The 12,158-nt window shown below is 72.0% G+C and carries 11 protein-coding genes and 1 pseudogene; 2 read left to right on the top strand and 10 right to left on the bottom strand.

What is annotated here, in order from left to right; translation table 11 throughout:
• Positions 1 to 39: 39 nt before the first annotated feature.
• Positions 40 to 729: a YoaK family protein gene (locus MRBLWH7_RS13260; RefSeq protein ID WP_341995202.1), complete on the top strand. Its 690-nt coding sequence runs from the start codon at positions 40 to 42 to the stop codon at positions 727 to 729.
• Between the two features lie 35 nt (positions 730 to 764).
• Here MRBLWH7_RS13260 and MRBLWH7_RS13255 read toward each other — a convergent pair whose 3' ends face one another.
• From MRBLWH7_RS13255 to MRBLWH7_RS13210, 10 genes and pseudogenes are all read right to left on the bottom strand, one after another.
• Positions 765 to 1,382 carry a TIGR00730 family Rossman fold protein gene (locus tag MRBLWH7_RS13255; protein ID WP_341995200.1) on the bottom strand — a complete coding sequence of 206 codons (618 nt, stop codon included), beginning with the start codon at positions 1,380 to 1,382 and terminating at the stop codon, positions 765 to 767.
• Between the two features lie 123 nt (positions 1,383 to 1,505).
• Complete coding sequence (locus tag MRBLWH7_RS13250) at positions 1,506 to 2,366, bottom strand: ABC transporter permease subunit (RefSeq protein ID WP_341995198.1); 861 nt, start codon at positions 2,364 to 2,366, stop codon at positions 1,506 to 1,508.
• On the bottom strand, positions 2,363 to 3,172 hold the full coding sequence (locus tag MRBLWH7_RS13245; protein ID WP_341995196.1) for an ABC transporter permease subunit: 810 nt from the start codon (positions 3,170 to 3,172) through the stop codon (positions 2,363 to 2,365). Before MRBLWH7_RS13245 ends, MRBLWH7_RS13250 begins: the two co-directional genes overlap by 4 nt.
• Positions 3,172 to 4,038 (bottom strand): ABC transporter ATP-binding protein, encoded by an 867-nt coding sequence (locus tag MRBLWH7_RS13240; RefSeq protein WP_341995194.1) that lies wholly within the window; start codon positions 4,036 to 4,038, stop codon positions 3,172 to 3,174. Before MRBLWH7_RS13240 ends, MRBLWH7_RS13245 begins: the two co-directional genes overlap by 1 nt.
• Positions 4,039 to 4,060: 22 nt before the next feature.
• The gene (locus tag MRBLWH7_RS13235; RefSeq protein WP_341995192.1) at positions 4,061 to 5,182 is read right to left on the bottom strand and encodes an ABC transporter substrate-binding protein; all 1,122 of its coding nucleotides are present in this window, start codon (positions 5,180 to 5,182) and stop codon (positions 4,061 to 4,063) included.
• A gap of 163 nt (positions 5,183 to 5,345) precedes the next feature.
• Positions 5,346 to 7,817, bottom strand: a complete 2,472-nt coding sequence (locus MRBLWH7_RS13230) for a xanthine dehydrogenase family protein molybdopterin-binding subunit (protein ID WP_341995190.1) — start codon at positions 7,815 to 7,817, stop codon at positions 5,346 to 5,348.
• Positions 7,742 to 8,098 (bottom strand): annotated as a pseudogene (locus MRBLWH7_RS13225) (2Fe-2S iron-sulfur cluster-binding protein); the annotation flags it as partial. The pseudogene MRBLWH7_RS13225 and the gene MRBLWH7_RS13230, both read right to left, overlap by 76 nt.
• Positions 8,095 to 8,934, bottom strand: a complete 840-nt coding sequence (locus MRBLWH7_RS13220) for an FAD binding domain-containing protein (protein ID WP_341995188.1) — start codon at positions 8,932 to 8,934, stop codon at positions 8,095 to 8,097. The pseudogene MRBLWH7_RS13225 and the gene MRBLWH7_RS13220, both read right to left, overlap by 4 nt.
• A gap of 10 nt (positions 8,935 to 8,944) precedes the next feature.
• Positions 8,945 to 10,303, bottom strand: coding sequence for an 8-oxoguanine deaminase (locus MRBLWH7_RS13215; RefSeq protein WP_341995186.1), 1,359 nt, complete (start codon positions 10,301 to 10,303; stop codon positions 8,945 to 8,947).
• Positions 10,300 to 11,481: an XdhC family protein gene (locus MRBLWH7_RS13210; protein WP_341995183.1), complete on the bottom strand. Its 1,182-nt coding sequence runs from the start codon at positions 11,479 to 11,481 to the stop codon at positions 10,300 to 10,302. Before MRBLWH7_RS13210 ends, MRBLWH7_RS13215 begins: the two co-directional genes overlap by 4 nt.
• Before the next feature lie 90 nt (positions 11,482 to 11,571).
• On the opposite strand from MRBLWH7_RS13210, the gene MRBLWH7_RS13205 reads away from it, so the two are divergent.
• Positions 11,572 to 12,126 carry an NTP transferase domain-containing protein gene (locus tag MRBLWH7_RS13205; protein WP_341995182.1) on the top strand — a complete coding sequence of 185 codons (555 nt, stop codon included), beginning with the start codon at positions 11,572 to 11,574 and terminating at the stop codon, positions 12,124 to 12,126.
• Positions 12,127 to 12,158 lie beyond the last annotated feature (32 nt).

Here is a 12,158-nt window from a genome sequence, read left to right as displayed (position 1 = left end):
GCCGGGTGCCGCGGCGACAGGGACGGGATCGAGGAGTTCATGAGAGCGATGTGGGGCAGGCAGGAACCGGAGCGGGTCGAGCTGTGGTGCATGCTCGCGCTGACCTTCTCGACGGGTGTGATCGACGCGGCGGGGTACCTCGGGCTCGACCGCGTCTTCACCGGCAACATGACCGGCAACGTCGTGATCCTCGGAATGGGTCTCGCCGGGGCCGACGACCTGCCGGTGCTCGGGCCGGTCGTCGCTCTGATCGCGTTCGTCGCCGGTGCGGCGGTCGCGGGAAGGGCCGGCCGCGGGACGGCGTCCGGATGGTCGGGCCGTACGAGCCTGCTGCTCCTCCTCGTGACGATCGCACTTCTCGTCGCGGCCGGTCTCGGTGCCGCGCGCGAGAGCATCGACGTCATCGATCACAACGTGCTCACCGCGCTGCTCGGACTCGCCATGGGAGTCCAGGCGGGCGCCGCACGCGCCGTCGGCGCGAAGGACGTAACCACGGTCGTCGTCACCTCGACCCTGGTGGGGCTCGTCTACGACTCGCGGCTTGCGGGCGGCAACGGCGGCAGTCCCTGGCCCCGCCGGCTCCTGTCGGTGGTGTTGATCGGCCTGGGCGCGTGGGCGGGCGCGCACCTGGTCGACCTCCACTTCTCGTGGAGTGTGCTGCTGGCCGCAGGGGTCACGGCGATCGTCGTCGTTGCCGGCGAGGTTCACCGGCGGGCGCGCACGGCCTGACCCCGCCGATCGACTCCGAAGTGGATGCCTTCGATTCAGGGGCGGAGCGGAATCGACAGCGCGCCGGTCATCTCGGCGCCGGGGGAGACCTCCGAACGCACGGGCGGCACGTAGTCGCGCAGCCGCGCGAGAGCTTCCTCGGGCTCGGAGGCCACGACGAGCATGTCGGTATAGCGGGGGTGGGTGAAGCCGCGGTCGCGCATGTTCGCGACGAACGCCAGCAACGGGTCGAAGTAGCCGGCGATGTTGAGCACGCCGACCGGCTTCTCGTGGATGCCCAGCTGCGCCCACGTCCACTGCTCGGTCAGCTCCTCGAGCGTCCCCGGACCGCCCGGCAGCGCGAGGAAGGCGTTCGCGCGGTCGGCCATGATCGTCTTGCGCTCGTGCATCGTGTCGACGAGCACCAGTTCGCTGATCTCGTGGTGGGCGTCCTCGCGCGCCTGAAGCGCCCGTGGGATCACGCCCGTGACGTGCGCTCCGGCCTGCAGCGCCCCGTCGGCGACAGTGCCCATGAGGCCGACGTGGCCGCCGCCATAGACGAGGTTCATTCCGGCGCGTCCGATCGCCTCGCCGACCGCTCGGGTCGCCCGCGCGTAGACCGGGTCGGTGCCGGGGGATGAACCGCAGAAGACCGTGATCGTGAAGCGTTCCATGAACTGACGCTAGGTGGTGGGTGTTTCCATGCCGTGACAGCGGGGGAACATCCGCCGATCATCCTCCTGTCCGCGTCTCTCGGTCATCCGTGCCGCGGCCGCGACGAGGTCGGCCGCGGTCGCTCAGCGGGCGGAGGTCGTCATCCCCATGCGGGCGAGCACGATGTTCTCGGCGATCTGGACCAGGTTGTAGAGCAGCAGCGTGACGATCGTGATCAGGGCGACCGAGGCCCACAGTTCGTCGAAGCGGGCCGAGGCGCTGAACTTCTGGATCATCCCCCCGATGCCCTGTCCGGTCGAGAGCCACTCGGCGAGGAGGGCACCTGTCACGGCTCCCGGCACCGATACCCGTGCCGCGGCGAACAGCGAGGGCAGCGCGCCCGGTACGTTCACCTTGCGCAGCTGCGTGGCCCGGCCACCCCCGTACACGTGCACGAGGTCGAGGCTCTCCTTCGATGCGCGGCTCAGACCGAACATGATCGACGCCAGGGCCGGGAAGAGCACCACGATCGAGCCGATGACGGCGACGGATGCCGGAGTCCCCCGTCCCGTGATCAGGATGATGACCGGGGCGATCGCGACGAGCGGCACCGAACGCAGCAGCAGCGCGAGCGGCATGACGCCCATCCCCACCGAGCGCGACAATGAGAACGCGAGGGCGAGCACGATCGCCACCAGCATGCCCACGATGAAGCCGAGCGCGGCGTCGGAGAGGGTCTGCGCCAGGAGCTGCATCATCTCCGCCCGGTTCTCGGCGGCTTCGGGCGACGTGAAGAAGAACTCCCACACGTCCGCCGGACCCTTCGCGACGTACGGCGAGATGCCGGTGAGGTTCACCACGGCCCACCACAGGGCGAGCACGATCACGAACGTGAGGAGGGCATTCAGGAGCGATCGGCCGACGGCCCGCGAGATCGCGGTGGCGCGCTTGGCCGTGTGCGGGGTCGCCTCGAGCGGCATGGCGGCGGGAGCGGTGGCGGTCATGCGGCAACCGCCTTGCCCGAGACCCACGGGGTCACCGTGCGGGCGATGAGGCCGACGAGCCCGTACCCGATGAGGGCGACGATCGCCGAGAGCAGGAACACCGCCCACACTCGGGCCGAGTCCAGGTCGCCCTGTAGGCGGATCAGCGTGATGCCGACGCCGCGGTCGGTGCCGCCCATGTACTCGCCGAGGATCGCGCCGAGGAACGCGGACGGCACGGCGATCTGCAGCGCGTTGAGGATCGCGGGAAGCGCGGCGATCAGGCGCACCTTGCGCAGCTGCGTGAACCGCGAGCCGCCGTAGACGCGCACGACGTCCAGGCTCGCGGTGTCGGAGGAGCGGAAGCCCAGCAGCGCACCGACCACGGTCGTGAAGAAGACTGCGAGCGCCGCCAGGAAGATCGCCGTCGCGCTCGGGTCACCGGCGCGCTTGGCGCCGCCGAGCACGACGATCGCGATGCCGCCGACCGCGACCACCGGAAGGCAGTAGCTGACCACGGCGACCTGCACGACGATCGTCTCGATACGGGGGAGCAGCAGCACGGCCGCCGCGATGAGCAGGGCGAGCCCGTTGCCCCACGCGTAGCCGATCGCGGCCTCGGTGATCGTCACCTGGAACACCGACCAATATGCGGCGAGCCCGTCCTCCCAGATGGTCTGGAACACGACGAACGGGGACGGCACCGGGGTGAATGTCGTTCCCGGCGGCGGCTGGAACACCGTGACCGAGAACAGCCACCACGCGGCGATGAGCGCGCCCGCGCCGACGAGTCCCGCGAGCCAGCCCGGGAGGGTCCGCCCGCGCATCAGGACTCCGCGGCCGCGCGGCCGTCGGCGCCGAAGAGCAGCTCCGACGCACGGTCCACGAGCTCGTGGAACTCGGGCGACCGCTGCATGTCGGGCGTGCGGGGGTGGGGCAGGTCGACCTCGATGATCTCCTTGATGCGCCCCGGCCGCGGCGACATCACGGCCACGCGGTCCGACAGGAAGATCGCCTCCGAGATGCCGTGGGTGACCAGCAGCGTCGTGGCGGGCTTCTCGGTCCAGATGCGCAGCAGCTCGAGGTTGAGATTCTGCCGCGTCATGTCGTCCAGCGCGCCGAACGGCTCGTCGAGCAGCAGCACCGAGGGCTTCAGCGCGAGTGCGCGGGCGATCGACACGCGCTGCCGCATGCCGCCCGACAGCTGCGCGGGCTTCGCCTTCTCGAAGCCACTCAGCCCCACGAGGGCGATGAGCTCGTCGATGTAGGCCTTGTCGGGGCGGCGGCCGGCGATCTCGAAGACGAGTCGGATGTTCGTGAGCACGCTCCGCCACGGCAGCAGCGCGTGGTCCTGGAACGCGATGCCCAGCTCGCTGTCGCGACGCAGCTGGGCGGGGGTCTTGCCGTCGACGGAGACCTCGCCGGTGGTGGGCGTCTCGAGGTCGGCGAGAATGCGGAGGATCGTCGACTTGCCGCAGCCCGAGGGGCCGAGGAGGGCCAGGAACGATCCCTTGTCGGTGTGCAGGTGGGTGTCCTGCAGGGCCGTGACGGTGCCGCCGCGGCCGGTCTGGAACGTCTTGCTCAGTCCGTCGATGTGGATGCCGGTGGCTGTGGTCAGGGGCGGCGCCGCCGGCGAGGTCTCCCCCGCCGGCGACGCGGTGGCCGCGGCATCCGTGATGTCGGTCTCGGTCATGATGAAGGGCGCCGATCCTGGACTACGGGAGGTAGTCCTTGAGCTCGGGGTTCTCCTCGTAGATCTCGTCGATGATGGTGGTGTCGAAGAGGTCGTCGATCGACACATCCCAGCCGGCGGCGGCGAGCGAGGCGATGGTCTGCTTCTTGAGCTCGTCCGAGATCGTGAAGAGACCGTTGGCCTCGGTCTCCTCCGTCGAGATGAGCAGCTTCTCGGCCTCGAGGCCGAGGGCGGTCTTCTCGGGGTCGAGGGCGCCGAAGACCGCCTCGAGCCCGTCCTCCGACTCCGCGGCCGCCTGGTTGTAGTACTGCTCGATGAGGCTCACGGTGTCGTCGGTCGACTCCTTGAAGACGTCCGTCCAGCCCTTGATCTCGGCGATCAGGAACGCCTTGAGCAGCTCCTTGTTCTCGGCGAGGTACTGGTCGGTCACGCTGAACGTCTCGGCGACGTACGGAACGCCGTTCTCGGCGTAGGAGAGGTTGGTGATCTCGTATCCGGCCAGCTCGACCGTGAGGGCCTCGTTCGTCAGGTACGCCATGAAGCCGTCGACCTCTCCGTTCATGAGTGGTGTCGGGTCGAAGTCGACGGGCACGACGGTGACGTCGGCCGGGTCGATGCCGTTGGCGTTGAGCAGCGCCGCGAACACCGAGGCGTTCGAGTCCTGCACGCCGATCGTCTTGCCGACGAGGTCTTCGGGAGTGGTGATGTTGCCGCCGTCGGCCAGCGAGAGGATCGTGAACGGGTTCTTCTGGAAGGTCGCGCCGATGATCTTGAGCGGTGCGTCCTCTTCCGCGATCGCGGCGCCGAGCGACGCCGCGTCGCTCAGCGCGACCTGAACCGTGCCGGAGAGGAGCTTGGCGACGCCGGTGTCGGGGCCGGAGATGCCGATGACCTCGTCGAAGCCGGCCTCGTCGTAGTAGCCGTTCTCGTATGCGTAGAACTCGCCGGCGAACTCCTCGTTCTTGATCCAGGAGTACTGGACGCTGATCTCGCCGTATGAGGCCACCTCGTCGCCGCCCTCGATGGAGCCGGGTGCGGCGGTGCCGCCCGACGCGCAGCCGGCGAAGACGAGGGCGGAGGCGATGACCGCGGCTGCGCCCGCGGTGAGACGGCCGCGCCGCCCCAGGTTGCTGTGTCGTGCCATCGGGTGTGGCTTCCCTTCATGCGGTGTGAGCACAGGTGATGTGATCACGCCGACGCTAGGCGCAGCGCGTTTCAGCCGGTGGGTCAGGGTGTTTCGGCGATGTGACGGATGATCCCGGATGCCGCGGACCGCGGCATCCGGTCTCGTGGAAGTTCGTCGGAAGTCAGTGTTCGTCGAGTCCGTGGATCAGCCGCCAGACCCGCTCGCGGGTGAAGGGCTGGTGGAACGGGCGGCGGCCCACGGCGCGCGCGATCGCATTGCCGACGGCGGCGGCAACGGGGTTGTAGGGCGATTCGCTCATCGACTTCGCCCCGAACGGCCCGACGGTGTCGGAGGTGTCGGCGAAGAGCACCTCGGTGACGGGGACGTCGCCGAACTGCGGCACTCGGTACTGCCGGAACGCCGGGTTGGCAACCGCGCCGTCGGCGCCGATCAGCACCTCCTCGTAGAGCGCGCTGCCCAGGCCCTGGGCTGCGCCGCCTTCGACCTGGCCACGCACCTGCGCGGGGTTCATGAGGTACCCGGCGTCGGCGGCCTGCGCCGACTGCAGCACCCGCACGGCGCCCGTCTCAGGCTCGACGGCGACGCGGACCGCATGGACGTTGAAGGACAGGCTGCGTTCGTCGCCGTGCTCGCTGCCACGACCCACGAGGCCCTCGAGGGTCCGCTGCTCGGTGGCGGCAGCATGCACGATCTCGTCGAACGCGACGAGGCGCTCGCCGATCTGCACGCCGCGGGGTGCGAGCTCGGGATCGATGCCCTCGGGAGACCCTGCGACCGCATATGCCGTCGCGAGGATGCGAGCTCGCAGCTCGGTGCACGCCGCGGTCAGCGCCTTGCCGGCGCCGGTGACCCCCGCCGACGCGAGCGCGCCGGTGTCGTGGGCGACCAGGTCGGTGTCGGCGGCGCGGAGCACGATGCGCTCGGGCTCGGCCTCGAGCACGGTCGCCGCGATCTGCCGCAGCACCGTGCTCGTGCCGTTGCCGAACTCCGCCGTGCCGGCCGCGACGACGATGACGCCGTCCGGTCGCAGCGTCGCGACGGTGTGGGCGTGGTGTCCGCCGGGGGCCATGGCGGCGATGAACGACAGCGCCATCCCCTCGCCGACCAGCCAGCCCTCGGGGGCGTCGACGCCGTTGCCGCGGCGCAGCGCGGCCTGGGCGTCGTCGAGGCACTGGTCGAGGCCGTAGCTGCCCCAGACGAGGTCTTCGTCGTGCTCGTCGCGCACCGTCAGGAGCGGATCGCCCTCCCGCACGGCGTTGAGGCGCCGCAGGTCGAACGGGTCGATCCCGAGCTTCTCGGCGAGCATGTCCATCGCGGACTCCACGCCGAGGATCACCTGCCCGAGCCCGTACCCGCGGAACGCTCCCGACGGCACGGTGTTCGTGTACACGACCTCGGCGTCGACGCGCTTGACGGGGCTCCGGTAGACGTTGATCGACTCGGCGCACCCGTGGAACATGACGCCGATGCCGTGGTTGCCGTACGCGCCGGTGTCGCTCAGCACGTCGAGCTTCATGGCGGTGAGGACGCCGTCCACCGTGGCCCCGAGCGTCACCGCCACGCGGAACGGATGCCGCACCGATGCGCGGCGGAACTGGTCGGCGCGCGAGAACTCGTAGGCGACGCGGCGCCCCGTGCGCAGCACGGCGAGGGCGACGAGGTCTTCGGTGAACATCTCCTGCTTGCCCCCGAACCCGCCACCGACCCGGGTGGCGAACACGCGGATGCGCTCGCGGGGGAGGTGGAACAGCCGCGACAGCTCGTTGCGCACCAGGAAGGGCACCTGCGTGCTCGAGCGGACGACCAGCCGGCCCTCGTCGTCGCGCCAGCCGATCGCCCCGTGCGTCTCGAGCTGGGCATGCGACACGCGGCTCGTGCGCCACGTGCCCGAGACCGTCACGGCGCTCGCGTCGAGTGCGGCGTCCGCATCGCCGCCGATGCCGTCGTGCAGCGTCGCGATGACATTGCGGCCCGCCTCGGCGACGCGGTCCTGCGGCGTCCGGTCGGGATGGATCAGGGGTGCCCCCGGCCTGCGCGCCGCCTCCGGATCGAACACCGCGGGCAGCACGTCGTAGGTCACGTCGATCAGGCGGCAGGCCGCATCCGCGATCTCGGCCGTCTCGGCGACGACTGCGGCCACCCGCTGCCCCACGAACCGCACCACGTCGTCGAGCAGGCGAGTGTCGTCGGGGTCGTCCTCGCGGAGCTCGTGCCGGGCGGTCGAGTACAGCCGGGCGGTGACGTTCTCGTGGGTGAAGACGGCGACCACCCCGGGCAGCGCGCGCGCCGCGGCGTCGTCGATGCTCGTGATGCGCGCGTGCGCGTGCGCGTGCCGACCACGCGCAGCACGAGCGCGCCGGTGAGGTCGGTGTCGAACGTGTACGGCTCGAGGCCCTGCACGACGCGGCGGCCGGGCTCGGGCCGCACGGACGCCCCGACGCGGAGCTCTCCGGCGTCGGGGACGGCTCCGGTCTCGCGCACAGACCCCAGCACGGATTCGATGGCCTCGCGGATCGGGCGATACCCCGTGCAGCGGCACAGGTTGCCCTTCATGCGGCGATCGAGGTCGGGGAGGTCGCCGGCGCACAGCGTCGACGCCGTCACGGCCATGCCCGGCGTGCAGAACCCGCATTGGAATCCGAAGCGCTCGATCAGCGCTTCCTGCACCGGGTGCAGGTCGTCGCCGGGGGCGAGCCCGGCCGCCGTCGTCACCGAGACGCCTTCGGCACGAAAGGCGGGCACGATGCACGAGTGCACCGGCACGCCGTCGACGAGTACCGAGCACGCGCCGCAGTCGCCCGCGTCGCACCCCTTCTTCACCTCGGTGTGCCCGCTCTCGCGCAGCAGCGTCCGCAGGCACTGGCCGGGCCGCGGCTCCGCCTCGATCGGCTCGCCGTTGACGTGAAGCCTCACGCGGCCTCCTCCCGGTCGAAGAGGTCGCGGCGGACCCGTTCGCCGAGCACCACGCTGACACCGCGCCGCCAGTCGGCGGCGCCGAGCGGGTCGGCGTAGTAGCCCGCGGCGCCTGAGATCGCGCCGGCGAGGAGCGCGGCATCCGGCGCCCCCGCGAAGCGGAACACCGTCGGACGCTCCGTCGCAGCCGTCACCACGATGACGCAGGAGCCGTCCTCGTCGAGCCGCCCCGACACCACGGCGCCCGAACGGCCGTGTTCGGCGAGGGCGATCTTGCGCAGGACCGTGCGCGCCCGCAGGGCAGTGGCCGGCACGTCGATCGCACGCAGCACATCGCCAGGCGCGAGCGCGTTCTTCCCGTTGCCGGTCACCAGGTCGGCGACCGCGACCCGGTACGCCGAGCCGTCGGCCCGCCACACCTCGGCAACGCCGTCGAGCGTCGTGACGAGCGCGGTCATCGATCCGGCCGCGAACGCCCGGCACACGTTGCCGCCGACCGTGGCGGTGTTCCACACCTTGAAGGAGGCGAGAAGCGCGTTGGCCGCATCGGGAATGACGGATGCTGCCGCCCACCCGTCCGGCACGGCCAGGCCTCCGCGGCCCTGAGCCCACGCCACGAGGTCCGCGATCGAGCAGGTCGCGCCGATCCGCAGGCCCGCGGCGGTGATCTCGAGCGCCGGCCACGCCATCGACGTGAGGTCGACGAACCCCGTCGTGCCAGGCTGAGGCTCGCTCATGAGCCATGTGCCGCCCGCCATGAACGTCTCGCCGGGAGCGAGCACGAGGTCGTCGCGCGTGCGCGCCCGCCGGAACGAGGTGACCGAGGTGATGTCCACGCGTGCCTCGTCAGAGCCGCTCGGCGAGGGTGACGGATGCCGCGGCCACCGCGCGAGCGAGCCGGTCTTCGTCGGCGCTGACCAGGGTCGCGTCCTCGACGACGATGCGTCCGCCGACGTACAGCCGCTTCAGCGGCGGCAGGGCGCCCAGGCCGAGCGCGGCCACCGGGTCGAGGATGCCCGCGTGCTCGATCCGGTCGACCTGCCATACGGCGATGTCGGCGAGCTTGCCGGCCTCGAGGGAGCCGATCTCATCCTGGCGTCCGAGCACGCGCGCGCCGCCCATCGTGGCCATGCGCAGACCGTCGCGCACGCTCATCGAGTCCGATCCGGTGCGCAGGCGCGCCATGAGCACCGCTTCGCGGATCTCGACGCCCAGCTGCCCCGACTCGTTGGACGCGGCGCCGTCCACCCCGAGTCCCACGGGGGCCCCGGCATCCAGCAGTGCCCGCACCGGTGCGATCCCCGCCGCCAGCCGCCCGTTCGACGAGGGACAGTGCGCGACGCCCGTGCCCGTCGCCGCGTAGCGCGCGATCGCCGGGCCGTCGAGGTGCACCGCGTGCGCCGTCCACACGTCGTCGCCGAGCCACCCGAGGTCTTCGAGGTATTGCGTCGGGGTGCGGCGGAAGTGCTCGGCGCAGTACGCGTCCTCCTCGACGGTCTCCGAGGCATGGGTGTGCAGCCGAACCCCCAGCGATCGGGCCAGCATCGCGGACTCCCGCAGCAGATCGGCGGTCACCGAGAACGGCGAGCACGGCGCGATCGCGACGCGGACCATCGCGTCGGACGACGCGTCGTGATAGCGCTCGACCGCCTCCTGCGACGCCGCGAGCGCAGCATCCGTCGTCTCCACCGCTGAGTCCGGCGGCAGCCCGCCCTGCGAGGCGCCCAGGTCCATCGATCCGCGGGTCGCGTGCAGCCGGACGCCCACGGCCGAGGCGGCGTCGACGATCGCGCCGACGATGTCGCCCGATCCGCGGGGGAAGACGTAGTGGTGGTCGCCGACGGTCGTGCAGCCCGACCGGGCGAGCACGGCCATCGCCCCCGCTGCGCCCACGCCGGTGAGGTCGGCGTCGATGCGGGACCACAGCGGATACAGCGCCGTGAGCCAGTCGAAGAGGATCGCGTCCTGCGCGTACCCGCGGGTGAGCCACTGGTACAGGTGGTGGTGGGTGTTGATCAGGCCCGGCGTCACGAGGCAGCCGCGCGCATCGACGATCTCGGCGGCGTCTCGCAGCGCGGGGTCCGCCGGCCCCGCCCCGACCGCGGCGATGCGTCCGCCGTCGATCACGACGTGCCCGTCGTGGTGCTCGGTGCCTGCGGGGTCGACCGTGGCGATGTGGGCGTGCTCGATGATCGTGCGGGTCATGAGGCTCCTGTGGCTCCGGCCGGGAAGGGGACGTCGGATGCTGCGCACGAACGCGCGGCGACCTCGACGGGGTCCGCGGGGGACGCGTCGACATCGGGCGCGGCCGAAGGGGCGGCGGTGGCCGCACGCCGGTGGAGCGGGCCCGACCGTTCCCGCAGCGCCGCCCCGCTTCCGCCGTGGCGGGCCGAGATGATCTCGGCGAGCACCGACACCGCGGTCTCCTCCGGAGTGGACCCGCCGAGGTCCAGTCCGAGGGGCGAATGCACGCGGGCCAGATCGTCCTCGGGAACGCCCCGCTCCTGCAGCAGCGCGGCGCGGCGGGCGACGGTCGCCCGCGCGCCCATCGCTCCCACGAAGCCGACGGGGAGCGCGAGCGCGGCCTGGAGGGAGGGCACGTCCACGCGCTCGTCATGCGTCAGGACGCAGATCGCGGTGCGGGCGTCGAGCGTCTCCGGGCCGAGCCCGGCGAGATAGTCCTGCGGGAGCTCGGCCACGAGTCGTACGGCATCGGGAAACCGCTCGCGCGTCACGAGCGTCGGCCACACGTCGCACACCTCGACCGCGAAGCCGGCCGCCGTCGCCACACGGCAGAGCGCCGCGGCGTGCTCGCCGGCCCCGAGAAGGATGAGCCGCGGGCGCGGCGCCGACGAGATTGCGAGCACGTCGTGCCCCGCGTACGCACGGGGCAGGACGAGCGAGTCGCGCGCCCCGATCGCCGGGGCCAGGGCGTCGGAGGCGACCGCGAGATGCAGCATCCGTTCGTCCATCGCCTGCCCTGCGGACGCCCCCGACAGCACCACTCCGATCGTCACGCCGCGCCCGGCCATGGCCGCCTCGAGGGAGTCGATGACCCGATCCCGATCCTCCGGAGGCACCGGATAGGCGACGACGTCCACGCTTCCGCCGCACGCGAGCCCGGCGGCGTGGGCGGCGTCGTCCGAGAACCCCAGGCACGCCGTCTGGGGGCGACCGGTGACGCGGGCGTGGTGGGCGAGCAGCACGGCGTCGCCCTCGACGCAGCCGCCCGAGATCGATCCGATCACCCGCCCGTCGGCGGTGACCGCCATCGTCGCGCCTGAGCCTCGCGGCGCGCTGCGCGCGACCCGCGTGACGGTGACCGCCGCGAGAGGGACGCCGCTGCGCAAGAGCGGCAGCAGGTCGCGGGCGAGCTCGAGCATGCGGTCACGCTAGGCCCGCGATGTTTCGCGCGGACTACGCTCAGGAAACACACCCCGCGCTCCGCGGGCCCGAGCGACGAGGGGAGCCGCATGCCGGTGTGCGGCATCGTTCTCGCGGCGGGAGCCGGCACGCGCTACGGCTTGCCGAAGGGGCTCGCCCGCACGCCGGACGGAACGCCCTGGGTCGCGCGGGCGACCGCCATGCTGCACGCGGGCGGGTGCGACGGGGCCGTCGTCGTGGTCGGCGCGCGGGGTCGCGAGGTGGCCCGGCTCGTCCCCGCCGACGCGCGGGTCGTCGTCGCGCCCGACTGGGCCGTCGGCCTGTCGGCAGCCCTCCGCGCGGGGCTCGAGGCGGTGGGCGACGTCGACGTCGCGGTCGTCACACCGGTGGATACTCCGGATGCTGCGCCCCAGGCGGTCACGCGGGTGCTCCGTGCGCTCGGGCCGGTGCCGCGGGACGGCCTGGCCCGAGCGGTGTACGGGGGGCGTCCCGGTCACCCGGTCGCGATCGGCGCGAACCACCTGCCGTCGATGATCGGCGGCCTCACGGGGGACCGCGGTGCGCGTGCGTACCTGGCGGGCCATGGCGCTGCGGAGATCGAGTGCGCCGACCTGTGGTCAGGCGCCGACATCGACGCTCCGTGACGGCGGGCGCCGACTGCGTGCGGACCGGGCGC

Source organism: Microbacterium sp. LWH7-1.2, assembly GCF_038397755.1.
Classification (GTDB): domain Bacteria; phylum Actinomycetota; class Actinomycetes; order Actinomycetales; family Microbacteriaceae; genus Microbacterium.
Note: the sequence above shows the minus strand (reverse complement) of the source record. Positions and strands in the feature narration are given on the sequence as shown.

Bases quoted from the DNA above. Each gene is read 5' to 3' on its own strand.
- MRBLWH7_RS13260 (WP_341995202.1), top strand. From the start codon at position 40: ATGAGAGCGATGTGGGGCAGGCAGGAACCGGAGCGGGTCGAGCTGTGG.
- MRBLWH7_RS13255 (WP_341995200.1), bottom strand. From the start codon at position 1,382: ATGGAACGCTTCACGATCACGGTCTTCTGCGGTTCATCCCCCGGCACC.
- MRBLWH7_RS13250 (WP_341995198.1), bottom strand. From the start codon at position 2,366: ATGACCGCCACCGCTCCCGCCGCCATGCCGCTCGAGGCGACCCCGCAC.
- MRBLWH7_RS13245 (WP_341995196.1), bottom strand. From the start codon at position 3,172: ATGCGCGGGCGGACCCTCCCGGGCTGGCTCGCGGGACTCGTCGGCGCG.
- MRBLWH7_RS13240 (WP_341995194.1), bottom strand. From the start codon at position 4,038: ATGACCGAGACCGACATCACGGATGCCGCGGCCACCGCGTCGCCGGCG.
- MRBLWH7_RS13235 (WP_341995192.1), bottom strand. From the start codon at position 5,182: ATGGCACGACACAGCAACCTGGGGCGGCGCGGCCGTCTCACCGCGGGC.
- MRBLWH7_RS13230 (WP_341995190.1), bottom strand. From the start codon at position 7,817: ATGCGGGTTCTGCACGCCGGGCATGGCCGTGACGGCGTCGACGCTGTG.
- MRBLWH7_RS13215 (WP_341995186.1), bottom strand. From the start codon at position 10,303: ATGACCCGCACGATCATCGAGCACGCCCACATCGCCACGGTCGACCCC.
- MRBLWH7_RS13210 (WP_341995183.1), bottom strand. From the start codon at position 11,481: ATGCTCGAGCTCGCCCGCGACCTGCTGCCGCTCTTGCGCAGCGGCGTC.
- MRBLWH7_RS13205 (WP_341995182.1), top strand. From the start codon at position 11,572: ATGCCGGTGTGCGGCATCGTTCTCGCGGCGGGAGCCGGCACGCGCTAC.